23 protein-coding genes and 1 tRNA gene are annotated in these 25190 nt (G+C 51.9%); 16 read left to right on the top strand and 8 right to left on the bottom strand.

Features of this window, described 5'->3' with window-relative positions; all coding sequences use genetic code 11:
• Positions 1-50 precede the first annotated feature (50 nt).
• The 7 genes from OGV77_RS08485 (at position 51) to nlpA (ending at position 5483) form a co-directional block, all read left to right on the top strand.
• The gene (locus OGV77_RS08485) at positions 51-476 is read left to right on the top strand and encodes a PTS sugar transporter subunit IIA (protein ID WP_043018771.1); all 426 of its coding nucleotides are present in this window, start codon (positions 51-53) and stop codon (positions 474-476) included.
• Between the two features lie 12 nt (positions 477-488).
• The gene (locus OGV77_RS08480) at positions 489-974 is read left to right on the top strand and encodes a PTS sugar transporter subunit IIB (RefSeq protein WP_043018770.1); all 486 of its coding nucleotides are present in this window, start codon (positions 489-491) and stop codon (positions 972-974) included.
• Positions 975-999: 25 nt separating this feature from the next.
• On the top strand, positions 1000-1749 hold the full coding sequence (locus OGV77_RS08475) for a PTS mannose/fructose/sorbose/N-acetylgalactosamine transporter subunit IIC (RefSeq protein WP_003023960.1): 750 nt from the start codon (positions 1000-1002) through the stop codon (positions 1747-1749).
• Positions 1746-2606 carry a PTS system mannose/fructose/sorbose family transporter subunit IID gene (locus OGV77_RS08470; protein ID WP_005121522.1) on the top strand — a complete coding sequence of 287 codons (861 nt, stop codon included), beginning with the start codon at positions 1746-1748 and terminating at the stop codon, positions 2604-2606. The genes OGV77_RS08475 and OGV77_RS08470 overlap by 4 nt, the downstream gene beginning before the upstream one ends.
• Positions 2607-2609: 3 nt before the next feature.
• On the top strand, positions 2610-3719 hold the full coding sequence (dgaE, locus tag OGV77_RS08465; protein WP_087050737.1) for a D-glucosaminate-6-phosphate ammonia lyase: 1110 nt from the start codon (positions 2610-2612) through the stop codon (positions 3717-3719).
• A complete protein-coding gene (dagF, locus tag OGV77_RS08460) occupies positions 3706-4449 on the top strand; it encodes a 2-dehydro-3-deoxy-phosphogluconate aldolase (protein WP_087050738.1) in 744 nt (247 codons plus the stop codon). The genes dgaE and dagF overlap by 14 nt, the downstream gene beginning before the upstream one ends.
• Before the next feature lie 215 nt (positions 4450-4664).
• On the top strand, positions 4665-5483 hold the full coding sequence (gene nlpA / locus OGV77_RS08455; RefSeq protein ID WP_075145461.1) for a lipoprotein NlpA: 819 nt from the start codon (positions 4665-4667) through the stop codon (positions 5481-5483).
• A gap of 28 nt (positions 5484-5511) precedes the next feature.
• On the opposite strand, the gene OGV77_RS08450 is transcribed toward nlpA, so the two are convergent.
• The 3 genes from OGV77_RS08450 to OGV77_RS08440 form a co-directional block, all read right to left on the bottom strand.
• Positions 5512-6414, bottom strand: a complete 903-nt coding sequence (locus tag OGV77_RS08450; RefSeq protein ID WP_003827166.1) for a carboxylate/amino acid/amine transporter — start codon at positions 6412-6414, stop codon at positions 5512-5514.
• A 117-nt stretch (positions 6415-6531) separates the two neighbouring features.
• Positions 6532-6837 (bottom strand): putative quinol monooxygenase, encoded by a 306-nt coding sequence (locus OGV77_RS08445; RefSeq protein ID WP_087050739.1) that lies wholly within the window; start codon positions 6835-6837, stop codon positions 6532-6534.
• 1 nt (position 6838) lies between these two features.
• Positions 6839-7846 (bottom strand): zinc-binding alcohol dehydrogenase family protein, encoded by a 1008-nt coding sequence (locus tag OGV77_RS08440; protein ID WP_087050740.1) that lies wholly within the window; start codon positions 7844-7846, stop codon positions 6839-6841.
• Between the two features lie 236 nt (positions 7847-8082).
• Here OGV77_RS08440 and OGV77_RS08435 point away from each other — a divergent pair, with 236 nt between their 5' ends.
• Positions 8083-8985, top strand: coding sequence for a LysR family transcriptional regulator (locus OGV77_RS08435; protein WP_043018764.1), 903 nt, complete (start codon positions 8083-8085; stop codon positions 8983-8985).
• 35 nt (positions 8986-9020) lie between these two features.
• Here the strand turns inward: OGV77_RS08435 and OGV77_RS08430 are convergent, their stop codons facing one another.
• The 3 genes from OGV77_RS08430 to OGV77_RS08420 all read right to left on the bottom strand — a co-directional run bounded on the left by OGV77_RS08430 (position 9021) and on the right by OGV77_RS08420 (position 12094).
• Entirely contained in the window at positions 9021-10517 is a 1497-nt protein-coding gene (locus OGV77_RS08430; RefSeq protein ID WP_043018763.1) for a C69 family dipeptidase, read from the bottom strand.
• A gap of 342 nt (positions 10518-10859) precedes the next feature.
• Complete coding sequence (locus OGV77_RS08425) at positions 10860-11324, bottom strand: hypothetical protein (RefSeq protein WP_043018762.1); 465 nt, start codon at positions 11322-11324, stop codon at positions 10860-10862.
• A complete protein-coding gene (locus tag OGV77_RS08420) occupies positions 11321-12094 on the bottom strand; it encodes a winged helix-turn-helix domain-containing protein (RefSeq protein WP_043018846.1) in 774 nt (257 codons plus the stop codon). The genes OGV77_RS08425 and OGV77_RS08420 overlap by 4 nt, the downstream gene beginning before the upstream one ends.
• A gap of 577 nt (positions 12095-12671) precedes the next feature.
• On the opposite strand from OGV77_RS08420, the gene OGV77_RS08415 reads away from it, so the two are divergent.
• Entirely contained in the window at positions 12672-13289 is a 618-nt protein-coding gene (locus tag OGV77_RS08415; protein ID WP_043018761.1) for a helix-turn-helix transcriptional regulator, read from the top strand.
• Between the two features lie 75 nt (positions 13290-13364).
• The gene (gene misL / locus OGV77_RS08410) at positions 13365-16199 is read left to right on the top strand and encodes an intestinal colonization autotransporter adhesin MisL (RefSeq protein WP_087050741.1); all 2835 of its coding nucleotides are present in this window, start codon (positions 13365-13367) and stop codon (positions 16197-16199) included.
• Between the two features lie 256 nt (positions 16200-16455).
• On the opposite strand, the gene OGV77_RS08405 is transcribed toward misL, so the two are convergent.
• Together OGV77_RS08405 and OGV77_RS08400 are read right to left on the bottom strand one after the other, a co-directional pair.
• Entirely contained in the window at positions 16456-17022 is a 567-nt protein-coding gene (locus OGV77_RS08405; RefSeq protein ID WP_047407803.1) for a DUF6680 family protein, read from the bottom strand.
• Between the two features lie 108 nt (positions 17023-17130).
• Positions 17131-17225: transfer RNA gene (locus OGV77_RS08400), tRNA-Sec, on the bottom strand.
• A 290-nt stretch (positions 17226-17515) separates the two neighbouring features.
• Here OGV77_RS08400 and OGV77_RS08395 point away from each other — a divergent pair.
• From OGV77_RS08395 to OGV77_RS08370, 6 genes are all read left to right on the top strand, one after another.
• A complete protein-coding gene (locus OGV77_RS08395; RefSeq protein WP_087050742.1) occupies positions 17516-18898 on the top strand; it encodes a glycoside-pentoside-hexuronide family transporter in 1383 nt (460 codons plus the stop codon).
• A gap of 10 nt (positions 18899-18908) precedes the next feature.
• Positions 18909-21227 (top strand): alpha-xylosidase, encoded by a 2319-nt coding sequence (yicI, locus tag OGV77_RS08390; protein ID WP_087050743.1) that lies wholly within the window; start codon positions 18909-18911, stop codon positions 21225-21227.
• Between the two features lie 445 nt (positions 21228-21672).
• Complete coding sequence (locus OGV77_RS08385) at positions 21673-23226, top strand: BglG family transcription antiterminator (protein WP_043018756.1); 1554 nt, start codon at positions 21673-21675, stop codon at positions 23224-23226.
• A gap of 26 nt (positions 23227-23252) precedes the next feature.
• Positions 23253-23723: a PTS sugar transporter subunit IIA gene (locus OGV77_RS08380; protein ID WP_043018755.1), complete on the top strand. Its 471-nt coding sequence runs from the start codon at positions 23253-23255 to the stop codon at positions 23721-23723.
• 20 nt (positions 23724-23743) lie between these two features.
• Positions 23744-24064, top strand: a complete 321-nt coding sequence (locus OGV77_RS08375; protein ID WP_043018754.1) for a PTS fructose transporter subunit IIB — start codon at positions 23744-23746, stop codon at positions 24062-24064.
• Between the two features lie 26 nt (positions 24065-24090).
• Positions 24091-25182: a PTS fructose transporter subunit IIC gene (locus OGV77_RS08370; protein WP_003837581.1), complete on the top strand. Its 1092-nt coding sequence runs from the start codon at positions 24091-24093 to the stop codon at positions 25180-25182.
• Positions 25183-25190: the final 8 nt, after the last annotated feature.

Here is a 25190-nt window from a genome sequence, read left to right as displayed (position 1 = left end):
AGCCTTTGCTCTGTTTACCTATGTCTATGTAATCGAGCCAGGAGGCCATTTTGACTACCACTGAATCCTTGCCCCAGATCCTGCTGCTGACCCATGGCGGCTGGGGGCAACAGCTTTGCAACAGCCTGCGCATGGTGATGGGCGAAATCAAAGGCGTGACGGAAATTGCGCTGATGCCCGTTGATACGCTCGGCGAATTTTATCAGCGCGTCGAAGCCGTAGTGAAAGCTATGCCGGAAGGCTCACTGATCCTGACCGATTTTATTGGCGGAACCACCTCTAACGTGGCGGCACGGCTGAGCGCCGATTACCCGGTGGCAGTGATTTCTGGGCTCAACGCCTCGTTGTTACTGGAGGCGCTCGACAAACGCGAGCATGGCCAACTGACCACCTGCGTGGCCGATCTGGTCGAGGCCGGGCGTAGCAGCTGCCTGGACGTTGTTGCCCACGTACGTCAATTACAACAATCACAATAAGGAATAAACATCATGGCAAACATCGTTTTATGTCGTATCGATAGCCGTCTGATTCATGGACAAGTGGTGACCAAATGGGTTGGGCAATCTCAGGCAAACCGGATTGCGGTGGTCAGCGATGAGCTGGATGCCGATCCGTTTATGAAAAACATCTACCTGATGGCCGCGCCGCCGAACATCAAAGTGGATTGTTTCAGTAACCAAAGTTTTGCGGCAGCCTGGAAAGAAAACCAGCTTGGTGACGGCAAAGTGCTGGTGCTGTTCCCTTCTCTGGCGGCGGTTCAGGAAGCGGTCCAGTTGGGATTTGACGTCACTACCATTCAGGTCGGTGGACTGGGCGGTGGGCCAAACCGCAAAGCGGTATTCCAGAACATTACGCTGGATGAAAAAGACGTCGGCATTCTGAGCGACCTGAAAAATCGTGGGATTCAGGTGTTCTTCCAGACTATCCCGGAAGATAAGCCTCAGTCGCTGGACGATATCCTGAAAAAATTCTAATTCTTTGATAACAGGGTACTTAATTATGGATACTTTAGTCTTTGCAAGCCTGATGGGGTTGTATTACTGGTTTGCCCGATTACGCCTTGGCTACACCTTCTCAGCCATGCTGCTACAACCCGTCGTGATTGCCGTATTCGTTGGCCTGCTGTTAGGCAACATGGAAACGGCGATGATCATCGGCGCAGGTATGCAGCTGGTTTATCTCGGCGTGACCTCCACGCCGGGCGGCAACGTCCCGTCGGATCCGGCGCTGGCTGCCTGTATTTCAATTCCTATCGCCGTGAAGGCCGGAATGGACCCGAACCTGGCTATCGCACTGGCGATCCCGTTTGGCGTCATCGGCGTGTTTCTCGACCAGCTGCGCCGCACGTTAAACGCGGCGTGGGTGCATATGGCCGACAAGCATGCGGAAACGGCAAATATGGCGGGCATTATGCGCTGTGCGTTCCTCTACCCGGCGTTACTCGGGCTGGTGCTGCGTTTCCCGGTGGTTTTCGCCGCTAACTATTTTGGTCAGGACGTGGTGGAAAGCTTCCTGAAGCTGATGCCGCACTGGCTCACCCACTCCTTTGAAATTATGGGCGGCATTCTGCCGGCGCTGGGCTTCGCCATCACCATTATGGTGATCGGTAAAAAGAGTCTGCTGCCGTGGTTTATCGGCGGATTCTTTGCGGTGCTGTACCTGAAGGTGGACATCATGGCGATGGCAATCTTTGGTACCTGCGTGGCCTTCCTGATTAAAGGTCTGGCGAAAAATGAAGGAGCAGCATGATGAGCAGCGACGTAATGCAGCATGAACTGGTGGAGCGCGCGCGTGAAAGCGGCACGCTGACTAAAGCAGACATCACCAAAGCCTGGTTTATCTACTGGCTGGGCGCGGAAGTTTCCAGCTCCTATGAGCGATTGCAGAGCCTGATTTTCTGCGCCTCAATGACGCCGATCATCAAAAAACTCTACCCGCAAAAAGAGGAGCAGGTTGAAGCGCTGAAACGCCATTTGAACTTCTTCAACTCGGAGCAGACGTTCGGGGCGGTGATTCAGGGGATCTCCATTGCGATGGAGGAGCAGAAAACGCGCGGCGAGCCGATCAGCGATGCCTCCATCACCGGGATTAAAACCGGACTGATGGGACCGCTGGCCGGGATGGGGGACTCCATCATCTGGGCCGCCGTGATGCCGCTGTTAATTGCTATATTCATCCCGTTCGCCGCCAATGGCAGCGCGATGGGCGGGATTGTGCCGTTAATTCTCTATCCTGCTATTACGCTGGCAATCAGCTATGGCATGGTTCACAAAGGCTATACGCTGGGACGTGACTCGATAATTGGCCTGCTGCAGGGAGGGCGAATAAAGGAGCTTATTTACGGCGCGAACGTGCTGGGCTTGATCATGATGGGGGCGCTTTCTGCTAGCTACGTCAAGATCACCACGCCGTTAAAACTCAGTGCCCTGAAAGGTTCTGAAGTGGTGGTTCAGCAAATCCTCGACTCTATTGCCCCCGGTCTGTTACCGCTGGCGGCGGTGTTCGCCATTTACTTCTACCTGGTGAAGAAAGGGCCGCGTTATACCACGATTTTGCTGTCGATTGTCGCGCTCAGCGTGGTCTGTTCGCTGCTGGGAGTGCTGTAAGCCATGACGCAAAATATCTATCAACAGTTGGGGCTAAAACAGGTCATTAACGCCTGCGGCAAAATGACGATTTTGGGCGTTTCCAGCGTAGCCCCGGAAGTGATGCAGGCCACCGCGCGGGCAGCTTCGGCTTTTGTTGAAATCGATCGGCTGGTGGACAGAACCGGAGAACTGGTTTCCCGCTACACCGGCGCTGAAGACAGCTATGTCACCTCCTGTGCGTCGGCGGGTATTGCCATCGCTGTTGCTGCCGCCATTACCCGCGGTGACCAGGCAAGAGTCACGCTGATGCCGGACAGTGCAGGTATGGCTAATGAAGTGGTTATGCTGCGCGGACATAACGTTGACTATGGTGCGCCCATCACCAGCGCCATCCGCCTGGGCGGCGGGCGGGTGGTGGAGGTTGGCTCGAGTAATCTGGCGGCCCACTGGCAACTAGAGAGCGCGATTACCGACAACACCGCCGCGCTGCTGTACGTGAAATCGCACCACTGTGTGCAGAAAGGCATGTTGAGCATTGCGGATTTTGTGCAGGTCGCGCAGGTTCACAACCTGCCGCTAATTGTCGATGCCGCCGCCGAGGAGGATTTACACGCCTGGGTGGCGAGCGGGGCAGATATGGTGGTCTACAGCGGGGCAAAAGCTTTTAACGCGCCGACCTCCGGATTTATCACAGGGAAGAAACAGTGGATTGCCGCGTGTAAAGCGCAGCACCACGGGATTGCCCGGGCGATGAAAATCGGCAAAGAGAATATGGTTGGGCTGGTGTATGCCCTGGAAAACTACCATCAGGAACAAATCGTGGTCACCGCTGAAGAGCTCCGCCCCGTGGCGCAGGCGATTTCAGCGATTCGCGGACTGGATGCGGATATCGAGCAGGATGAGGCCGGACGCGCCATCTGGCGGATACGTATTCGGGTGAATGCGCAGGTGCTGGGAATGGATGCTTACGCCGTAGAAGCGCAACTTCGCGGGGGTGAAATCGCGATTTACGCTCGTCGTTACAACCTTCATCAAGGCGTTTTTAGTCTTGACCCGCGTACGGTCGCAGAAGGGGAAATGGCGCTGATCGTGGCGCGATTAAAGGAGATTGCAGACCATGCAGCAGATTAATTTTTATCGGAATAAAGTGGCCATTAACGTACTGGCGAAGGATATCGCTAATGCCCGGGAAATCTATGAAGCTGCCGAAGGCCACGCGGTGATCGGTATTCTTTCGGCGCAGTTTTCCTCGGTTGAAGAAGGGATCAAAGAAGTAAAACGTTGGATGACCGATGTGCCATCAATTTCCGTGGGGTTGGGCGCGGGCGATCCGGCGCAGTATTACAAAGCGGCGATGATTGCCTCACGGGTCCATCCGGCACACGTCAACCAGACCTTCACCGGTTGTGGGTTTGCGGCAGGGGCGCTGGCGGCCACGGGCGGCGAACAAACCCATATCAATGCGTTAGTCAGTCCCACAGGCACGCCGGGGGAAGTGTTGATCTCGACCGGCGTCAGCAGCAGCCAGGGAACGCCAGCCCGCGTTTCCTGCGATGCAGCGGTACGTATGATGCTTGATTCCGGGGCTCACGCGGCGAAATTCTTCCCGATGGGCGGTGAGCGGTCGCTTCCTGAGCTGTACGCACTGGCGACGACTGCAGCACGAAACGGCATGACGCTGATTGAACCGACCGGCGGGATCGATCTCGAAAACTTCGGCGTTATCCTGCAATCCTGTCTGGAGGCGGGAGTACCGCGCGTCATGCCGCATGTTTACAGCTCGATTATTGACCCACAGACCGGCAATACCCGGCCTGCAGACGTCGTCAGGTTGATGGAGATAGTGAAAGAGATGGTGTGATGTTGTTATCGCCGGATGGCACTTCGCTTATCCGGCCTACAGATAACCTCATGTCACCAGCCCGGTCAGCGTAAGCGCTACCGGGCATTTTTGTCCATATGTCTGCTTTATGCTTTTTTCTTCTTGCTGATGCTTTTTCGTTTTTTAAACCGCAGCGGCCTTCCCGCTATAGTCATTTCATTACTCATCAGGCGGTTATTGCAAAAGGATAAAATGTGAAACTGAAGATACCTTATTTCGGGGCCGGGGCGGTGGTATTACTGGCGGGATTATTGCTGGCAGGATGCGATCAGCAGAGCAATGGTGCAAAGCATATCAAAGTGGGCGTGATTAACGGCGCAGAACAGGACGTGGCGGAAGTCGCGAAGAAAGTCGCTAAAGAAAAATATGGCCTGGAGGTGGAGCTGGTGGGGTTTAGCGGCTCTCTGCTGCCCAACGATGCCACTAACCATGGTGAGCTGGATGCTAACGTCTTCCAGCATCGTCCGTTCCTTGAACAAGATAATAAAGCGCACGGCTATAAGCTGGTCGCGGTGGGTAATACCTTTGTGTTCCCGATGGCTGGATATTCGAAGAAAATCAAAAGCGTTGCTGAGCTAAAAGACGGTGCGACGATTGCGATACCTAACGACCCAACCAACCTCGGGCGGGCGCTGTTGCTGCTGCAAAAAGAGAAGTTAATCACTCTGAAAGCGGATACTGGCCTGCTGCCAACGGCGCTGGATATTACTGATAATCCGCGGCATCTGAATATTATGGAACTGGAAGGCGCACAGTTACCGCGCGTGCTGGACGATCAAAAAGTGGATGTAGCGATTATCAGTACCACCTACATCCAGCAAACCGGGCTTTCCCCGGTACATGACAGCGTATTTATTGAAGATAAAAACTCACCGTACGTAAACATTCTGGTGGCGCGGGAAGACAATAAAGATGCCGAGAATGTAAAAGAATTCCTGCAATCTTATCAGTCACCGGAAGTGGCGAAGGCGGCAGAAACTATCTTTAACGGCGGCGCGGTTCCGGGCTGGTAATCATGACCCGTTGCCGCGCTGGTTGAGGTTAAACCGCTCTGGCGCGGCGACGTGAGTCCATTGAGATAAGTATTACCGAAGAGAGGATCAAAAGCGTGCCCAGCCAGTCTGGCAGGGTAAAGGTAATGCCTAACAGCAGCAGGGACAGCAACGCGCTGCTCAACGGTTCAGCGCAGCTTAAAATGCTCGCTTTCGGTCCGCCAATCATCTGCGCGCCTTTCAGGTACAGGCTAAACGTGAGCGATGTGCCGATAACCACCAAATAGAAAAACGCCAGAATCAAACTGCCATTCACCACGAAATTAGTGCCTTGCCCGGCATAAAACGGCAGCAGGATCATCCCGCCGATCAACATACTCCAGCCGACGACCGGCAGCGTGCCGTAGCGCGCGATGAGCGTTGAAGGGTAGGTAGTATAAAACGCGGCGGCAAACGCCGAGGCAATTCCCCAGAACAGCGCGGCAGGTGAGATTGATAGCGACGTCGGGTTACCGTGGGTGACCAATAAGAAGGTGCCGATAAGCGAGGTGAAGATTGCGGTCAGCACTAAAATCCCCGGTCGCGCTTTGCGCACCACGGAGAACCACGCCACGATAATGGTCGGTGACAAAAATTGCAGCACCGTCGCGGTGGCGGCGTTGGATTTTTCGATGGTCAGCAGAAAAGTTAGCTGGACGGTAAGCGCCCCGACTACGGAGAAAATCAGCAGGCTAATAGCATCTTTGCGGTTTTTAATTATGGAGAACACTTTGTCGCCGTGAACGAAAGAGAGCATCAGCAGAATTAGCCCGGCGAATATCAGGCGCGTCATGGTCAGAAACTGCGACGACATCTGACTTTGCTCCATGATGTACTGCGCGCAAACGCCTGAACTTCCCCATAATACGGCGGCAATCAGGACATTCATCATCCCTCTTCTGGTGGAACTCATCTTTTCCTCGGCATGTTGTTTTGTTTTATTTGTGTGCAGGCATCATAGCAGAGATAGCGAAGCGAGGGAGGCATGGCTGACAACGCCCCCCACTCGGCAGGGGGGCTGGCGATAACATCAAGGTGCAATCGGCGTCAGATAATCCAGCCGTAGTGGTTCGGCCAGCAGATCGTTCATTTGCAGAATGAACGTCTGGAAATGCGGCAAAGCGATATGTTCGTCCAGACCGGCCTGGCCGCGCCAGGATTCGCGTACGTAGAACTCATCCGGCGTGTCGCGTAGCTGGAACAGGGCATATTCAATATTGCCTGGCTCCCGGCGCGTGGGCAGCAGCAGGGCCTGCAGCGCGTGTTTCAGTGCGTCGATTTTCCCCGGTCTGGCTTTCAGTACCGCAATAATTGAAATTACTTCTGAATCAGACATATTAAAACCCCTCCAGCACAATCTTGCCGACCGAGCGACCGGTTTCAATTTGCGTGTGGGCTTTTTGCAGATTCGCCGCGGTGATCGCGCCAAAATGCTCGCCCAGCGTGGTGCGGAGGATATTGTCGTCGATCAACCGTGCCACGCGGGTCAATAGCTGATGCTGCGCAATGATGTCATGGGTGGTAAACATTGAACGGGTGAACATAAACTCCCAGTGCAGCGAAATGCTTTTGGCCTTCAGCGGACGCGCATCGAGGGATTGCGGATCGTCAATCAGCGCCAGTTTGCCCTGCGGCGCCAGGGCGGCAATAATTTGCGAATAGTGCTGCTCGGTATTGTTCAGGCTGGCAACGTGCGTCACCTCTTTAATACCTATCCGTGTCAGCTCTTCCGTCAGCGGTTTGCTGTGGTCAATTACATGATGAGCGCCCGCTTCACGTACCCATTTTTGACTCTGTGGACGTGATGCCGTACCGATGACGGTCATTTTGGTCAACTTACTGGCCAGTTGCGTCAGGATAGAACCGACGCCGCCAGCCGCGCCAACAATCAATAACACATCATTTTCATTGTCGTTTTCCGCAATACCCAGACGGTCAAACAGCATTTCCCAGGCGGTGATGGCGGTTAGCGGCAGCGCCGCCGCAGAAGCATTATCCAGTGATTGCGGCTTCAGCGCGGTAATACGTTCATCAACCAACTGAAATTCACTATTACTGCCAGCGCGACCCAGCGCACCGGCGTACCAGACTTCATCGCCAGGTGCGAACAGAGTGACCGCTTCACCCACGGACTTCACCACGCCAACAGCGTCCCACCCCAGCACGCGCGGTACATCAGCGTTAAAACCTTCGCGGACCTTGGTATCAACGGGGTTGACGGAAATGGCTTTCACTTCAACCAGCAGATCGTGCCCGGTGGCGACTGGCATGGGCAGATCAATCTCTTGTAAAAATTCAATGTTATTGCCGTCGGTCGCGGCGTGGGTAATAGCGATGGCTTTCATAATCTCTCCGGTCACAGGAATCTTTTATACCCGTCATACTTCAAGCTGCATGTGCGTTGGCTGCGCTCGCTCACTCCAGTCACATAGTTTGCTATGCTCCTGGAGATTCACTCCCTTGCCGCCTTCATGCAACTCGAATTATTTAGGGTATATCTTTTGAATAATGTGATGGTAAACCGGTAGCAGAACGGGAAAAATAGCCGTACGGCGACAGGACTTATACTCGGGGAGTGAAAATGTTCCGGCTTGAAGATCTCACGTTGTTTGTCCGCGCCGCGGCGCTGAATAGTTTTAGCGATGCCGCGCGTGAAGTCGGGGTTCAGCCTGCCCAGGTCAGTTCTGCTATCAAGCGCCTGGAGTCTACGTTGGCTATCCGCTTGTTCGCCCGCTCCACGCGCAGCCTGCGCCTGACGCCGGAGGGCGAGGTCTGGCTGCCCTATGCTCGCCAGATGCTGGATGTGATGCATGCCGGGCTGCAAAAAATTCAGACCCCGGAAGATGAAGTGTCAGGCACGCTGCAAATCGCCGTGCCTTCCGATCTCGGTCGTAACCTGCTGCTGCCCGTCTTTCAGTCGTTTCGACGCCGCTATCCCGCGCTGCGCCTGCGGATTTTTTTCTCTGACCAGGTGACGGATGTCTTTAAAGATCCCGTCGATGTTGCGTTTCGCTATGGCAACATTGAAGACGCGTCTTACATTGCACTGCCCGTTGCACCGGGTAATCGACGCGTGCTGGTGGCATCACCGCAATGGGTTAAGCAAAACGGCGCGCCGCAAACCCCGGACGATTTAACTCAGCTCAACGCCATGACCTTCGTATTACGCGGCCGCCTGCACGATCGCTGGACGTTTACGCGTAACGGCGAGGTCAGCAGTGTACAGGTTAACGGCACCATTATGAGCGACGATGCGGAAGTTATTCGACGGCTGGCGATTGCCGGAGAAGGCGTGGCGTACAAGTCGTGGCTGGATGTCAGCGAGGATGTGCGTGACGGTCGATTACAACTGCTGATGCCGGATTATCAGGGGGAGAAAGTTCCTCTGAATATGATTTGCCCGCATCGGAAGCAGCTTTCGACGGCGGTCCGTCTGCTGCACGACGCGGTGAAGGCGCGGTGTGAAATGCTGGCGCAAAGCTAATATGCGCTTGCGCCAGAATATTATCGCGTTGTTACTCAGTCTTTTTTCGCCGCGTTTGCAAAGAAAATATCAGACTGAATATCTTTCGTGCGGATGGTAAACAACTGATTAGTGAGGTCTTCCGTCAGCTTCTCGGCGTCGGCCATGATGCGCAGGTTGAAGTCATTCAGCATCTTATCGGCGGCTGGTTTATCAGTTTTGGCCATCTTCAGGTACTCTGCTTCGACCTCTTTTTGCTCCTTCGCCACTTTGTCTTCCCACGCTTTGTAGGCTTTTTTGACGATTGGCGCGAGCTTCGGATAATCAGTCATCGTCAACGTCTGTAGCTTGCGGTATTTCCAGTAAATGGATTGATCGTCCGCTTTGTCGCTACCCATCGTGTAGTTTGCCGGATACGCTTTCAGGCCGCTGTAGTACGGAACAAAAGCGGTGAGGTCGGCCATGCCCAGACCAATGTAGGTCGTTTCACCAATCTCTTTTGGCAACCACGGACGGACCTGCATAACGTGCGCTTCATAGGTGCGGAAGACGCTGACCGGACGCCATGGTTCTTTGCCGTTCAGACCGTTGGTGTAGGGGTCATGGCTGGTGCCTTCGTAATGATTACGCAGTACGGCCTTCACATCGTCCAGCGTCATTTTCTTCTCTGGCGTCATGAAGACCGGGAATTCACGCCCTTTGGCCATATCCTGGTTTACGGAAGGATTGAACTCTTTCTGGATGGTCCATACACGAGGATCGTTATACGTGCGATCGCGCTCATCATCACGGGTATAGGCTTTGGAGAAGTTGAATTTGCCATCTTTTGTTGGTTCGTACAGACCTTTTTCAGTCGCAAATTGAATCAGGTTTTTTGACGCCATCATGTCCGGGTTTTTCGGATCGTAATCCTGTAAGCGGCCCTGATTACCGGTGGCAAAATACTGGTTATTTGGCAGACGCTGCGCCATCCACTGATGGCCGCTGCCGGTTTCCAGGTACCAGATCTCGTTATCGTCGACGACGGCAACGCCAAAGCCTTCACCTGCGCCGACGGTCTCAACGATATGGCCCAGCAGCGCCACGGCTTCACGCGCGTTTTTACTCTGCGACAGCAGAATATCCGGAATATCGTCTTCGGTGATCCCTTTATCCTCAACGTACGGGTCGGCGGCCAGCGCTTTTGGTGAGGCAAAAATAGATTCTGTGCCGCTCACGCCAACGCCCAGCTCGTTAAATCCGGTCGCGCCGTGCAGTTGAGTTTTCCAGTTTGGAACGGTGGTATAACGCAGAGAGTTTTTGGGGAGCGGCCAGGTAAAGTCATTCGCACCGTTATGTGCTTTGGTACTGTATACCCCGGTCTGATTCTGTTTTGCCGGATGAATGACAAAATGTTGCGCTTTTAGGGCATCGCTGTCTGCGCTACGGGCTACCAGCATAGAGCCGTCCGCTGATGCTTCGTTACCGACCAGCAGGGTCGTACAGGCAAAACCTGATGAAACAACGGCCAAATTTATAGAAAGTGCAATCAGGCACTTTTTAAAAGTAAACATTACGTATCCCTCATATGTACGCCAAAAATACACCGGAAACACACCGTTTCCTGAAGTGCGATAACGCCTGAACGCTCAGACATTGCTCGCGAGAGAGATAAACGCCCCTGCCCACGTCTTCTCCAAATATCCATCTGTAGGTTGAAGTCTTCTGGGCAAAATAAAACGCCCATTTCGCTTAATTATTACGCAATGGATATCGTGGTATTCAGGATGTTTCCTGATTCGGGATGAAGAATAGCAATGGGTTATTAGTGGATTCAGTGACCCATGTCGCGTAAGTCGATGATGGAAAATATGAATTCCATTGGGGAGGCGCGCTTTTTGTATCCGGATAAGACGTTACCTTTTGCGGCAGTACAGCGAGGGTACATTGGAGCTGGCAAAAATCCATGCGCCCTTATACTCCTCCATGACCAGGCTTAGGGTTCGTCCGCTTTGGCGATAAAATCCGGGTAATGTGTTGTTAATATCAGCTTCATCGGCGCTATCAGCAAAGGTTTTGACCACCTGCATCGCCTGTAGCACTCGGGCTTCGTGCTGCCTGGTATAGTTGAAATAGATGTTCCTGCTAATGTCTGAGGTATTACGTCCGTACAGTTTTCCGGTAATGGTCGATAGCCCTGCATCTTTGTACATTCGGAATGAAATCGTACCGGCAAAGCGGTTGCTGCCAATATTCCATTCAACATTTCCAACGCAATTTAGCGGTTTTTCGGCATAGCGTGAATGCCATAGCCATCCACCAGAGCCGAGTAATGTCGCCAGGCCGATCACCAGCAAAATAAGGTGGCGTGTTTTTTTCATTGCCCGCGCATCCAGTAATAATGGGTGGTACAAAACGCGTGAGCATCTACCCGCGCATCTTTATCACAGACAAATGCCACAATCCTCTCCGCTTTTCGGTAGCCGGAAAGGAACACATGCTTGTTGTTTTCACAGAGATAGGGATGCAACTGCATCAGATTGAAATAATTCTCCTGATCGTGCTCATTCGGTGAGTAAAAGATTTTACAGTTTTGTCGTGAGGGGACCTGCATAGAAACCGACACGAATTTACTAAACGGCATAACAGGACGTGTTTGATACCACACCAGCCAGATAAGCAGGGTGGCAATAACGATGCCAGCGCTAAAAATAATGTCCCACCAGGGTACCCGCGTCGTTTGTTGAGGCGCGGGAGGAATTATCTTTGGGGGCGCGTAATCCTCTATAACCGGCGGCTGGTAAACGTCACTCTCAGGATGCGTTATTGCCTCTACCTGCGTATTTTCATTTAATCTGAGCCCGCGCCGGGAAATAGTTTTCACCGTATCTCGTGGTAGCCCCACATCCGCCAGCGCATTACGTAGCGTCAGAATAGCCTGGTAAAATGTGTTGGTGGTGGTCACATTATTTCTCTCGCCCCAACCTACTTTCATCAACGTGCTCTGCGAAACAATGTCACTTGCGTGAGTAATTAAATAGAGAAAACAAAGTGAGGCTGGGAGCTGAAGTTGTATTGCCCGCCCGGTCTGACGATTGACCAGACTTTTGCTATCAGGATTAAATTCGACCAACTGATTGATAAGGTACAATTGCCAACCCTCAGTAACCACAACGTATCACCGCGTGTGCCAACATCTCCCTTAAATTTTACATCCAAATCGAAAATATGCCTCACTCTTTGTACGTGATCGAAGATAAGAATTTTACTTAAGGAATTAAAACTCTTTAAATACAATGAGTTATGCTTTTCAGTTCTTAGGTGAGAATTAACTAATGTTAAATAATGAGAATTCATTACAGTTTTATCTGAATTATCATTATATTTATCCACAGCACTTCAAGGGTGATTGAGTTATCAGTATTGTGTAATTAATGAGTATCGTTTACATCGGTTGTTTTTTAGCAAATAGTGCTTTTTTACTGTTTTATCCTGGAATCTGAATTTATGCATAAAATTCCTAATGCCCAGGCTGTAATTCTGAGGTAAGGCACAAAAAAGCTTAGCGCAATCGTATTAATCACAGCCCATACATAATAGCACATCAGGAGTTTATTACATTTTATTAGCACCACTGTTATTAACTGACAAGGAATGTCAAACGTGTCGGATTGACACATTTATTTACCAATGAAATATTTATGGAAAAATAACAGGAGTCATTTTTGATGAAGAGATCACCGTCACAGAGTGTTCGTTGCATAAGCTGTGAATTATCCTGTCAATTATTTCCGGATACTGCGGTTCGCGCCAGCTACTGTCACCGTGCCGCTTTTGCGATCTGGCCAGAGGGAAATGGCTTTCTGCAAAAAGGAATTATTGAAAAACTTCTGCTTAATAATCAAAACCATTTGTCGCGCGGGTTTATTTTTGTGGACTTTTCTTTCCCGAATCTGCGCCTGTTCGCCGACCCGCAATGGGTAGACCGCCTGGCCTATAGCGGTATGCATATTGTGTTGATAGCAGACAGGAACCTGGCGCCGTTAGCCAACTACTGGTTGTCAAAAAGCAATAAAATTCAAGGTATTATATATTCCGATGATGATGATGAGGTTCAGCGTCAGAAAATTCGCCGATTATTTACCGGTCACCTCGCTAACAGTAAACGCGGACGCTCACTCAATTACACAGAAATGATATTACTGAAGCGCTTTGTGTCAGGAAAAAGCATTCAGCAAATTACCAAAATAGATAATATCGATATTAAGAAAATATATGTCTACAAGCTCAGGCTTGAAGATAAGTTAGGCCATAGTATTCATCAAATATTGTCGAATATTTTATAACGCATTTCTGATTTCTATTATTTTCACATCCTTGCGATGTGGTGGACGCTCTACGCCTGATAGCAGGAGGCTAATATGCCAAATCCCAAATCTTACTCTCGTATTGCCATAGCGGTTTCAGCCGCATTAACCTCTATGGTATTTTCAAGCCATGCGGCATGGGTTGACGTTGATAGTCTTCCTTCCAGCGGACTGGTTAGTAGTTTGCCCCCAGAGTTGCAGGCAATAATACCTGCGCAGGCAAATGCCAATTTCGCTAAAACCAGCGCCATGCCGAATTATGTTTATCAATGGAGTGCGGGTACTATTCCCGTTTATGGCAATGGATTAACGATTAATGGACCCGGTGCTGAAGCTTTTGAGCACTCTGTTACCGTTATTCAGAATAGTACCACGGGTAGCCCGGGCGTTATTTTCGGTGACGACCTGACGATTCGCACACAGTCGAAGAATGCCGCCAATAATGGTAAAGATGTTGACGGTATCCGCACGCATGGGGCCAATACGCCTGATAACCCAGTCTTTATCATTACAGGCGACCGCACCAGCATTTATGTGGACGGTCAGGATGGTGACGGTATTAACGCCGGTTACAACTCCTATAGCCAGGGTTGGAAAGGATCGGCCAGCATTTATGTCGGCGACGATCTGTATATTCAGACCACCGGTACCCAGGGACGTGGCATCACTGCAAACGCAATGAAAGACGCCACGCAGGCCAAAAATACGATTGTCGTTGGCGACCGGGCACACATTGTGACGACAGGTGACAGTTCAGAAGGTCTTCGCACCGGGCAGAGCGGTTCCTCGATCCTGCTTGGCAATGACGCCACCATTGAGACATCGGGTGCCTCTTCCACGGGGATTTATGCCGCCTCGTCTTCCAAAACAGAACTGGGCAACAACGCGACGATTACGGTCAATGGCGTTAGCGCACATGCGGTCTACTCCACCAACGCGACCGTAAATCTCGGCGAAAATGCAACAATCAACGTCAACAGTTCGGCGAAAGCGGCGTCATACAGTAAAGCGCCACGCGGCCTGTATGCGACTTCACGCGGGGCGATAAACCTGGCAGGCGGTGCCGCCATTACCATGGCGGGCAATCACAGCAATGAAAGCTATGCGATCAGCACCGAAACGGGCGGCACCGTAGACGGCTCCGCTGGCGGGCGCTTTCTTATCGATGGCGATCTTCACGCCGCCGGCGCGACTGCTGCAACCAGCAGCCTGCCGCAGCAAAACAGTACCATTAAGCTCAACATGACCGACAACTCGTTGTGGAGCGGGGCGTCATACATCACCAGCGCCACTGCCGGGACGGGCGTTATCTCGCTGCAAATGAGCGACGCGACCTGGAATATGACCAACAGCTCAACGCTCACCGACCTGACGCTGAACAGCGGGTCAGTGGTGAACTTTGGGCATGCTGACGGTGAACCGTGGCAGACGCTTACCATCAATGAAGATTTTACCGGAAACGGCGGCAAACTGGTTTTCAATACCGTCCTGAATGACGATACCTCCGAAACCGACAAGCTGAAAGTGCTCGGCAACACCGCGGGTAACGCGTTTGTAGCGGTGAACAATATTGGCGGAACCGGGGCGCAGACCGTTGAAGGCATTGAGATCATCGAAGTGGCCGGTAATTCTGACGGTACTTTTGAGAAAGCGGGCCGTATTGTTGCCGGAGCGTACGACTATAACGTTGTGCAGAAGGGTAGCAACTGGTATCTGACCAGCTTTATTCCGGCTCCGCCGGATCCGGAAGAGCCGGACCCCGTCGATCCGGACCCGGTTGATCCCATCGACCCCGACCCCGTTGACCCGGATCCGGTTGACCCTATTGACCCAGGTCCAGTAGATCCAGACCCGGTCGATCCTGTAGACCCGATTATCCCTGAGCCGGAAGAACCCGTTGCGCCTCCTGTCACTGAGCAGCAGTACCGCCCGGAAGCAGGCAGTTATCTGGCAAACAATTACGCCGCTAACACGCTGTTTATGACCCGACTGCACGACCGTCTGGGTGAAACGCAGTACATCGACATGCTGACGGGCGAGAAAAAAGTCACCAGCCTGTGGATGCGTAACGTTGGAGCGCATACCCGCTTCAAAGACGGTAGCGGACAGTTGAAAACCCAAAGCAACAGCTATGTCTTGCAGTTAGGCGGCGATCTGGCGCAGTGGAGTAGCGACGGTCTCGACCGCTGGCATCTTGGCGCGATGGCAGGTTATGCCAATAGCCAGAACCGCACGCAGTCCAGCCTGACCGGCTACCATTCACGTGGTCAGGTCACCGGTTACAGCGTGGGACTGTACGGCACATGGTATGCCAATGACGCCGACAAGACCGGTACCTACGTGGATACCTGGGCGCTGTACAACTGGTTTGATAACAAAGTGATGGGCCAGGAACAGGCGACAGAGAAATACAAATCCAGCGGGATAACCGCTTCTGTTGAAGCCGGTTACAGCTTCAAACTGGGTGAAAACGAGCGCAATAGCTACTGGCTGCAACCGAAAGCGCAGGTGGTGTGGATGGATGTGCAGGCCGACAGCCACCGCGAAGCGAACGGTACCCGCGTGAGGGACAACACCGATGGCAACCTGATGACCCGTCTGGGTGTAAAAGCCTTTATCAACGGTCACAACGCCATCGACGACGGTAAATCTCGCGAGTTCCAGCCGTTTGTTGAAGCCAACTGGATCCACAACACGCAGACAACCAGCGTGAAAATGGATGATGTAAGCAACGACATGCGCGGCACCAAAAACATCGGCGAGCTGAAAATCGGTGTTGAAGGTCAAATCACTCCGCGTCTTAACGTATGGAGCAACGTGGCCCAACAGGTCGGCGATAAAGGCTACAGCGATACCCGCGGTATGCTCGGTGTGAAATATAACTTCTGACGTAGTTGCAGGTAATGGAAAAGCCGCTGATTAACCGATCGGCGGCTTTTTTACGTATTAAATATGATGGTTATTGCAGTTGTTCGGTAAAACCGAACAACTGAAAATGAAAGGCCGCAACGTTATTTTTTGCTGTGTGCAGTTCGTAGGCCGGCGTAAAGTCTGAAGGAATGAGTTTAGGGAATTGGCTCAAAACCCTGGGACGAAAGGCGTTGGTGAGGTTGGATACTGAGCCTGAAGAGAAGAGGTGAGTGGATTAATGCTCCTGCCTTCCGGGAATATTTATAATTTCCATTTTTAAAGCATTTTCTCCTGAGAATATTGCAGCTAACCCCTGTCTAATTTTTAATTGATCGTTTTCTATTGCCCCGTGGGCCACAGGTGAGTATATAGCTGTTTGTAATTGAACTCGCTCAAAATCATAGCCAATATCTTTTGCTATCTCTGAAAGCAAGTCCAGAAAAAGATTGTTGCTTGTTTGGTTCCATATGGCACCTAATGTATTATCATTATCTGGATAAGATGTATTCAAATGTGCAAAATAAAGCTTCCATGAGGATAAGACATTGCTCTCAGAGGCGCTTCTCTTGGCCTTTCCTCTTTTTATTTTTCCATAAAATGCTAAGTCAATCATATTTAATGCACGAACATGCTCACTGGACAACCTTGCATTCTGAGATCTGGTAGCCATAAGCTGTTTGAATATATCAATTTTCAATGATTTTTTTTGGTAATATCTTTCTATAAATTTCTGTGTCTGAATGGCTAATAATGGACTAATTACTGTAGCTGCAATAGCCATTATCGTAAGGGCTGTACTCATATGAGATTCTCGATAAAAATAAATGGAATTAGAGATTTTGGGCGAGAATTATAAAAGCATATATATGGTGAGAGGATAGGGCAAATGGCTGGGATGATATAAGCATTTTGGCGGAAGATCACAGGAGTCGAACCTGCCCGGGACCGCTGGCGGCCCCAACTGGATTTGAAGTCCAGCCACCTCACCGGAGATGACGATCTTCCGCGCCTCGATTGCTACATGGAGGCGGGGCGCATTATAGCTACTTCCAAACGTTTCCACACCCCCTCACTCACTTTTTTAACTTCCGTTTCACGTTACCATGACCCGTTTCAAATAAATCCCTACGAAATCCATAAGTTACAGTGATGATTATTTTTTGACGCTACCCCGATCACAGAAAACAAGAATCGTAATTTGATAACGAGATATCGGAATACCCGCGCCCACAGGGATGGTTTACAAAAGCTGTAACCGGTACCAGCGCGTGAGAAAGTGCAAACAAGGATGCGTAATGAAAAGTGAGATTCTGTCTGTTAAAGAGAAAATCGGCTACGGCATGGGCGATGCCGCCAGTCATATTATCTTCGACAACGTCATGTTATATATGATGTTTTTCTATACCGATATTTTTGGTATTCCTGCCGGATTTGTCGGCACCATGTTTCTGCTGGCCCGCGCACTGGATGCTATCTCAGACCCTTGCATGGGGCTACTGGCCGACCGTACCCGGTCGCGCTGGGGGAAATTCCGTCCGTGGGTGCTGTTTGGCGCTCTGCCGTTTGGTCTGGTCTGTGTGCTCGCTTACAGTACGCCAGACCTCAGCCTGCACGGCAAAATGATTTATGCCGCCATCACCTACACGCTGCTGACCCTGCTTTATACCGTGGTGAATATTCCCTACTGCGCGCTGGGCGGTGTTATCACCAATGACCCGACGCAGCGCATCTCCCTGCAATCATGGCGCTTCGTGCTGGCGACGGCGGGCGGCATGCTCTCCACCGTGCTGATGATGCCGCTGGTGAATCTGATTGGCGGCGAAGATAAAGCGCTGGGCTTCCAGGGCGGGATTGCCGTGCTCTCGGTAGTGGCGTTCCTGATGCTGGCGTTTTGCTTCTTCACAACCAAAGAACGCGTGGAAGCGCCGCCGAGCAGCACCTCAATGCGTGAAGACCTGCGCGACATCTGGCAAAACGACCAGTGGCGCATTGTCGGCCTGCTGACCATCCTCAACATCCTGGCCGTCTGTGTTCGCGGCGGGGCGATGATGTATTACGTCACCTGGATCCTGGGCACGCCGGAAGTGTTTGTCGCCTTCCTCACCACTTATTGCGTCGGCAACCTGATCGGCTCTGCGCTGGCAAAACCGCTGACCGACTGGCAATGCAAAGTCAGCGTCTTCTGGTGGACGAACGCCCTGCTGGCAGTCGTCAGCCTGGCGATGTTCTTCGTGCCGATGCACGCCAACATCACCATGTTCGTCTTCATCTTCGTGATTGGCGTACTGCATCAGCTCGTGACGCCCATCCAGTGGGTAATGATGTCCGACACCGTTGATTACGGCGAGTGGTGCAACGGAAAACGTCTGACGGGGATCAGCTTTGCGGGCACGCTGTTCGTGCTCAAGCTGGGTCTGGCGCTCGGTGGGGCGATGATCGGCTGGATGCTGGCGGGCGGCGGTTACGATGCCGCAGCGAAAACCCAGAACAGCGCCACCATCAGCATCATTATCGCATTGTTCACGATTGTCCCGGCTATTTGTTACCTGCTGAGTGCCGTGATCGCCAAACGCTTCTATACCCTGAAAACGCCGTATCTGACGGAAATTATGAGCCAGTTGGCTCAGGGCGCGCGCCGCAATCAGCAGGATTTTACGACGAAAGAATTACAGAACTAAGGAACTGACGATGAAAATTAGCGATGGTAACTGGCTGACGCAACCTGGCCTGAATTTAACTCACCCGATTCAGGTATTCGAGGTCGAACAGCAGGGTAACGAGATGATCGTCTACGTTGCGCCGCGCGACGTGCGTGAACGTACCTGGCAACTGGATACCCCACTCTTCACCCTACGCTTTTTCTCGCCGCAGGAAGGCGTGGTTGGCGTGCGTATGGAACACTTCCAGGGCGCGCTGGATAACGGTCCGCACTACCCGTTGAACGTGCGGCAGGACGTCAACGTCGAGATGCAAAACACCGCTGAATTTGCCGAACTGAAGAGCGGTAATTTGAGCGTGCGGGTCACCAAAGGTGAGTTCTGGTCGCTGGATTTCCTGCGTAACGGGGCACGTATTACCGGCAGCCAGTTGAAAAATAACGGTTATGTCCAGGATACCCACAGCGGGAAAAACTATATGTTTGAGCGCCTGGATCTGGGCGTTGGGGAAACGGTGTACGGGCTGGGGGAGCGCTTTACCGCGTTGGTACGTAACGGCCAGACGGTGGAAACCTGGAACCGCGATGGCGGCACCAGTACCGAGCAGTCTTACAAGAACATCCCGTTTTATCTCACCAACCGCGGCTACGGCGTGCTGGTGAACCATCCGCAATGCGTGTCGTTTGAAATCGGCTCTGAGAAAGTGTCGAAAGTGCAGTTCAGCGTTGAAAGCGAGTATCTGGAGTATTTCGTCATCGACGGCCCAACGCCGAAAGCGGTGCTGGATCGCTATACCCGCTTTACCGGTCGTCCGGCGCTGCCGCCCGCCTGGTCGTTCGGCCTGTGGCTGACCACGTCGTTCACCACCAATTATGATGAAACGACGGTGAACAGCTTTATCGACGGCATGGCCGAGCGCAATCTGCCGCTGCACGTCTTTCACTTCGACTGTTTCTGGATGAAAGCCTTCCAGTGGTGCGACTTTGAGTGGGATCCGGCGACCTTCCCGGACCCGGAAGGCATGATCCGTCGCCTGAAGGAGAAAGGGCTGAAGGTCTGCGTCTGGATAAACCCCTATATCGGTCAGAAATCCCCGCTGTTCAATGAATTGAAAGAGAAAGGGTATCTGCTCAAACGTCCGGACGGTTCCCTGTGGCAATGGGATAAATGGCAGCCGGGTCTGGCGATTTATGACTTCACCAATCCGCAAGCCTGCGAGTGGTATGCCAACAAGCTGAAAGATCTGGTGGATATCGGCGTTGACTGCTTCAAAACTGACTTTGGCGAACGCATTCCCACGGACGTGCAGTGGTTTGACGGTGCCGATCCGCAGAAAATGCACAACCATTATGCCTACATCTACAACGAACTGGTGTGGAACGTGCTGAAAGAAACCGTCGGTGAAGAAGAGGCTGTGCTGTTCGCCCGTTCGGCCTCCGTGGGCGCGCAGCAGTTTCCGGTGCACTGGGGCGGTGACTGCTACGCCAACTATGAATCGATGGCCGAAAGCCTGCGGGGCGGGTTGTCTATCGGTCTGTCCGGCTTTGGCTTCTGGAGCCACGATATTGGCGGCTTTGAGAATACCGCCCCGGCGCACGTCTACAAGCGCTGGTGTGCGTTCGGGCTGCTCTCCAGCCACAGCCGCCTGCACGGCAGTAAATCCTACCGTGTGCCGTGGGCGTACGATGACGAATCCTGCGATGTGGTGCGCTACTTCACCGAACAGAAATGCCGTATGATGCCGTACCTGTATCGCGAAGCGGCACGCGCCAATGAGCAAGGCACGCCGATGATGCGCGCAATGATGCTGGAGTTCCCGGACGATCCGGCATGCGACTATCTCGACCGCCAGTACATGCTGGGCGATAGCGTGATGGTTGCGCCGGTGTTTAGCGAGGCAGGAGATGTGCAGTTCTACCTGCCGGAAGGACGCTGGACGCATCTGTGGCATAACGACGAGGTGGCTGGCAGCCGTTGGCATAAACAGAGGCATGACTTCCTGAGTCTGCCGGTGTATGTGCGCGACAACACCCTGCTGGCGCTGGGGCGCAATAATCAGAAGCCGGACTACGCCTGGCACGAAGGGACCGCCTTCCAGCTGTTCCATCTGCAGGAGGGCCGGGAAGCGATTTGTGAAGTCCCGGCGGCTGACGGTTCGGTTATCTTCACGCTGAAGGCGACGCGTGCGGGTAATACCATCACCGTGCAAGGGAGTGGCGAAGCGCGTAACTGGACGCTGTGCCTGCGTAATATTGCGCAGATCAGCGGCGTGATGGGCGGTTCATCTGCGGGCAGCGAGTGGGGAATGGTCATCACGCCTGGTGAGGATGTGCTGACGATTACCCTGTAAATTCAGTCTACGTGGTGCCGGATGTGTTTTATCCGGCCCACGCTGCGAGCAGCGTTCCAGATCTGAAAATCAAAAACATCCTGATTTAAAATTTTATATCTCCATATTTGCGAGCGTTATCACTCTAATTCCCGCGAAAAATGTGATCTGCGCCGTAAATATCTCACTATTTCCCCTTTTTGTCTTATTTCTGTCCGGAATACAGGACACGATTTAGTATTGTTGGCGCATCGTAGTCCTCTTATATTTATCATCACGGAATACACGTGGAGCATAAATGCTTCTTTATAACCTAAATAATTCGAGTTGCAGGAAGGCGGCAACGCAGCGAATCCCCTGAGCGTACATAAGTACGTGACTGGGGTGAGCCAGGAAAGCCAACGCACATGCAGCTTGAAGTATGACGGGTATAGATATTTAATCTGGTATGTAATAAGGGTAAATAATGCAAATGATTACCTCGCGACAAAACAGATTATTAAAATTTCTTCTGTCCCGGAAGGAATATGTCACACTACTGAAAATTGCCGAATATTTATCTGTTTCAGAGAAAACAGTCCAGCGCGATCTACGGCTACTGGAATCATGGTTAGCGGAATGGAAAATAACCATTGATAAACGTACCGGTGCGGGCGTGATATTAATTGCCGATAATATTACCGATCTTTTATATCTGGATCAGTTATTAGGGGCGGAAGGTGAAGATGCTGACGGCATGATGAATAATTCACGACGAGTCAAAATAGCCTCCCAATTATTAAGTGAAACGCCACATGAAACGTCGATCAGCAAATTATCCGAACGCTATTTCATTAGTAGCGCATCGATTGTTAACGATCTGAAAGTTATTGAGTCCTGGATCACTCCGCTGGGCCTGTCGCTGATTCGCAGCCAAAGCGGTACGCACATCGAAGGCAGTGAGAGCGGCGTGCGTCAGGCGATGGCGTCGCTGATTAACGGTGTGATTAACCATAATGAACCTGGTAACGTGGTTTATTCACGCCTTGACCCGGGCAGTTATAAAGCGTTAGTGCATTACTTTGGCGAAGAAGACGTTTTATTTGTCCAGACGTTGTTGCAGGAAATGGAGAACGATCTGTGCTGGTCGCTGGGTGAGCCTTATTACGTCAATATCTTTACTCATATTCTGATCATGATGTACCGCATCACGCGGGGCAACGCGCTTGCGAGAAAAGAAGAAAACATCACTTTATGTGACGAGAACATTTTTTCCATTGCCAGCCGTATGATTCAGCATATCGAAAAACGTATTGCCCATCCGCTACCGGAAGACGAAGTCTGGTTTATTTATCAATACATTATCTCCTCCGGTGTAGTGATTGAGGAACATAACGATGTGAGCGTGATTGGCCATATGCACTCCAGCGACGAAGCACGCTTAATTACCCAGCGGCTGATTGCCACCTTCGCCGAAATGGTTGACAGCGATCTTAGCCAGGACACTGCACTGTACGACGGATTGCTGATCCACATTAAGCCGCTGATTAACCGCCTGAACTACCAGATCCGTATTCGTAATCCCCTGCTGGAGGACATTAAAGGCGAGTTACAGGATGTCTGGCGTCTGACTCAGTGTGCGGTAAATCGGGTGTTTAGCGGCTGGGGCGAGCGGGCCGTGTCGGAAGATGAGGTGGGATATTTAACCGTACATTTTCAGGCCGCAATGGAGCGGCAGATAGCACGAAAGCGCGTGCTGCTGGTCTGCTCAACCGGTATCGGCACCTCTCACTTACTCAAAAGCCGCATTTTGCGCGCCTTTCCGGACTGGACCATCGTTGGCGTGGTGTCGGCAGGCAGCCTGCCCTCCGTACTGACGGACGATATTGAACTGGTGGTATCGACGATCAATTTACCTGCCGTTGCCATCCCGGTCGTGTATGTCACTGCCTTCTTCAATGATGCGGATATTAAGCGGGTAACAGAAACGGTTATTACGGAAAAATTACATCGGGCGACGTCGCTGGTCGTTGCAAATTAATGTCTGAACTCCATGAGGTAAGATTGATGGACATCACGAAAATACTCAATACAAATCGCGTTATTTTGGACATGAAGGCCACAAACAAAACGGAGGCTATTGAGGAACTGACGGATATTCTGCAAAAAGATGGGGCAATTAGCTGTCGGGAAACATTTATTCAGGATGTCTGGCTGCGTGAATCAGAAGGTTCGACCGGCTTCGAAAATCATATTGCGATCCCGCACGGGAAATCTTCGGCGGTGGTCAATACTACGCTGGCGATTGGTCGTACCCGCCAGGATATTCCCTGGGAAACCCTGGATGGCAGCAACGTGCGCTGCATCATTCTGTTTGCCGTACGCCTTGAAGATCAAAACACCACCCATATTCGTCTGCTTTCGCAGGTTGCCGGCGCGTTGGCGGATGACGATATTATTGAACAACTGTTAGTCGAAAGCAGTCCACAGAAAATTATTGAGCTTTTTAGCCAATATGCTGAATCCAATGTTTGCTAAATAAAAAAGTGGAGCATGTTATGAATATTGTTTGTGTCGCCGCCTGTACGGCGGGTATTGCGCACACCTATATTGCTCGTGAAAAGTTAATTAAAGGTGCTAAAGCGCTTGGCCATAATATAAGAGTAGAAACCCAGGGAACCATTGGCACGGAGAACGAACTGCTGGCAGAGGATATTTCTGCGGCTGATGTCGTGATTCTTGCTGTCGATGTAAAAATAAAAGGGGAGGAGCGCTTTTCAAATAAACGCATTGTGCGAGTGAAAACCGAAATCGTCATAAAATCGCCGATTCAGTTTCTTGAAAAGGTCGAAAAATCATTAGTTAATACTAACCAGTAGCGATCCTCATTCTGGAGGGATTTCACATGAGTGAAAATAAAATTCCGCTATCTCAGGAAATAAAAAGACATTTATTAACGGGAATTTCGTGGATGATCCCGTTAATTGTTGCCGCCGGGATCTGTATTGCTCTCGGGCAAATACTTGGCGGCACTAACGTGGGTGAAAAAACAGGCACCATACCCTGGATGCTCAACCAGATTGGCGGCTGGGGAATGGGGTTAATCGTACCGCTGATTAGCGCGGCGATTGCGTACTCCATTGCCGATCGTCCCGGATTCGCGCCGGGCCTGATTGTCGGCTTCGTCTGCGGAGAAATTCATACCGGTTTTATCGGCGGGATGCTGGGCGGGTTTCTGGTCGGTTATACCGTCCTGCTGCTCAAACGCTATATCCGTTTGCCACAGTCGATGCAGGGGTTGATGCCCATCATGGTGTTGCCGGTACTGAGTACCGTCATTGGCGGCCTGTTGATGATGACGCTGATTGGCAAGCCGATAGCCTGGCTGCAGGACGCGCTAATTCATCTGCTGGAGTCCATGCAGGGCGGATCCCGCTTTCTGATGGGCGCTATCCTCGGCGCAATGGCGACATTCGACTTTGGCGGCCCGGTGAATAAAACCATGTCGCTGTTTGCTGACGGCATGCTGGTCAGCGGTGTGTACGGTCCGGAAGCGGTGAAGTTTGTCGGTTCGATGATCCCTCCGTTTGGCATTACGCTCTCTTTCCTGCTGACGCGTCACAAATACACCCGTGCGGAGCGCGAGGCGCTGAAAGCGGCATTCCCGATGGGGATCTGCATGATAACCGAAGGGGTTATTCCGATTGCGGCGCGCGACCTGCTGCGCGTGGTGGGGTCCTGCGTGGTAGCTTCGGCGATAGCGGGCGGCTTGATAATGGTATGGGGCGTCGAAAGCCCGGTACCGCACGGCGGCATGTTCGTGGTCCCACTCTTTACGCATCCGCTGCTGTTTTGCCTGGCGCTGGGGATTGGCACGGTGATTTGCGGCGTCATGCTGTCGCTGTGGAAGAAACCGGTGACCGAGCGTGACGAAGAGTTTGATGAACTTAGCGATCAAAAGCTGAAAGACGAAGAGATCACCTTCACCCTGGAATAACCGGAGGC

Source organism: Citrobacter sp. Ce129, from assembly GCF_030334545.1.
GTDB lineage: Bacteria > Pseudomonadota > Gammaproteobacteria > Enterobacterales > Enterobacteriaceae > Citrobacter > Citrobacter europaeus.
The sequence above is the reverse complement of the archived record's forward strand: the minus strand, read 5'-3'. Positions and strand labels throughout refer to the sequence as shown.

Coding starts and splice junctions, on each gene's coding strand:
- dagF (WP_087050738.1), top strand. CDS start 3,706: ATGCAGCAGATTAATTTTTATCGGAATAAAGTGGCCATTAACGTACTG.
- dgaE (WP_087050737.1), top strand. CDS start 2,610: ATGACGCAAAATATCTATCAACAGTTGGGGCTAAAACAGGTCATTAAC.
- OGV77_RS08475 (WP_003023960.1), top strand. CDS start 1,000: ATGGATACTTTAGTCTTTGCAAGCCTGATGGGGTTGTATTACTGGTTT.
- OGV77_RS08405 (WP_047407803.1), bottom strand. CDS start 17,022: ATGAGTACAGCCCTTACGATAATGGCTATTGCAGCTACAGTAATTAGT.
- OGV77_RS08375 (WP_043018754.1), top strand. CDS start 23,744: ATGAATATTGTTTGTGTCGCCGCCTGTACGGCGGGTATTGCGCACACC.
- OGV77_RS08450 (WP_003827166.1), bottom strand. CDS start 6,414: ATGAGTTCCACCAGAAGAGGGATGATGAATGTCCTGATTGCCGCCGTA.
- misL (WP_087050741.1), top strand. CDS start 13,365: ATGCCAAATCCCAAATCTTACTCTCGTATTGCCATAGCGGTTTCAGCC.
- OGV77_RS08415 (WP_043018761.1), top strand. CDS start 12,672: ATGAAGAGATCACCGTCACAGAGTGTTCGTTGCATAAGCTGTGAATTA.
- OGV77_RS08470 (WP_005121522.1), top strand. CDS start 1,746: ATGATGAGCAGCGACGTAATGCAGCATGAACTGGTGGAGCGCGCGCGT.
- OGV77_RS08435 (WP_043018764.1), top strand. CDS start 8,083: ATGTTCCGGCTTGAAGATCTCACGTTGTTTGTCCGCGCCGCGGCGCTG.
- OGV77_RS08425 (WP_043018762.1), bottom strand. CDS start 11,324: ATGAAAAAAACACGCCACCTTATTTTGCTGGTGATCGGCCTGGCGACA.
- OGV77_RS08380 (WP_043018755.1), top strand. CDS start 23,253: ATGGACATCACGAAAATACTCAATACAAATCGCGTTATTTTGGACATG.
- OGV77_RS08370 (WP_003837581.1), top strand. CDS start 24,091: ATGAGTGAAAATAAAATTCCGCTATCTCAGGAAATAAAAAGACATTTA.
- OGV77_RS08395 (WP_087050742.1), top strand. CDS start 17,516: ATGAAAAGTGAGATTCTGTCTGTTAAAGAGAAAATCGGCTACGGCATG.
- OGV77_RS08445 (WP_087050739.1), bottom strand. CDS start 6,837: ATGTCTGATTCAGAAGTAATTTCAATTATTGCGGTACTGAAAGCCAGA.
- OGV77_RS08480 (WP_043018770.1), top strand. CDS start 489: ATGGCAAACATCGTTTTATGTCGTATCGATAGCCGTCTGATTCATGGA.
- OGV77_RS08440 (WP_087050740.1), bottom strand. CDS start 7,846: ATGAAAGCCATCGCTATTACCCACGCCGCGACCGACGGCAATAACATT.
- yicI (WP_087050743.1), top strand. CDS start 18,909: ATGAAAATTAGCGATGGTAACTGGCTGACGCAACCTGGCCTGAATTTA.
- OGV77_RS08385 (WP_043018756.1), top strand. CDS start 21,673: ATGCAAATGATTACCTCGCGACAAAACAGATTATTAAAATTTCTTCTG.
- OGV77_RS08430 (WP_043018763.1), bottom strand. CDS start 10,517: ATGTTTACTTTTAAAAAGTGCCTGATTGCACTTTCTATAAATTTGGCC.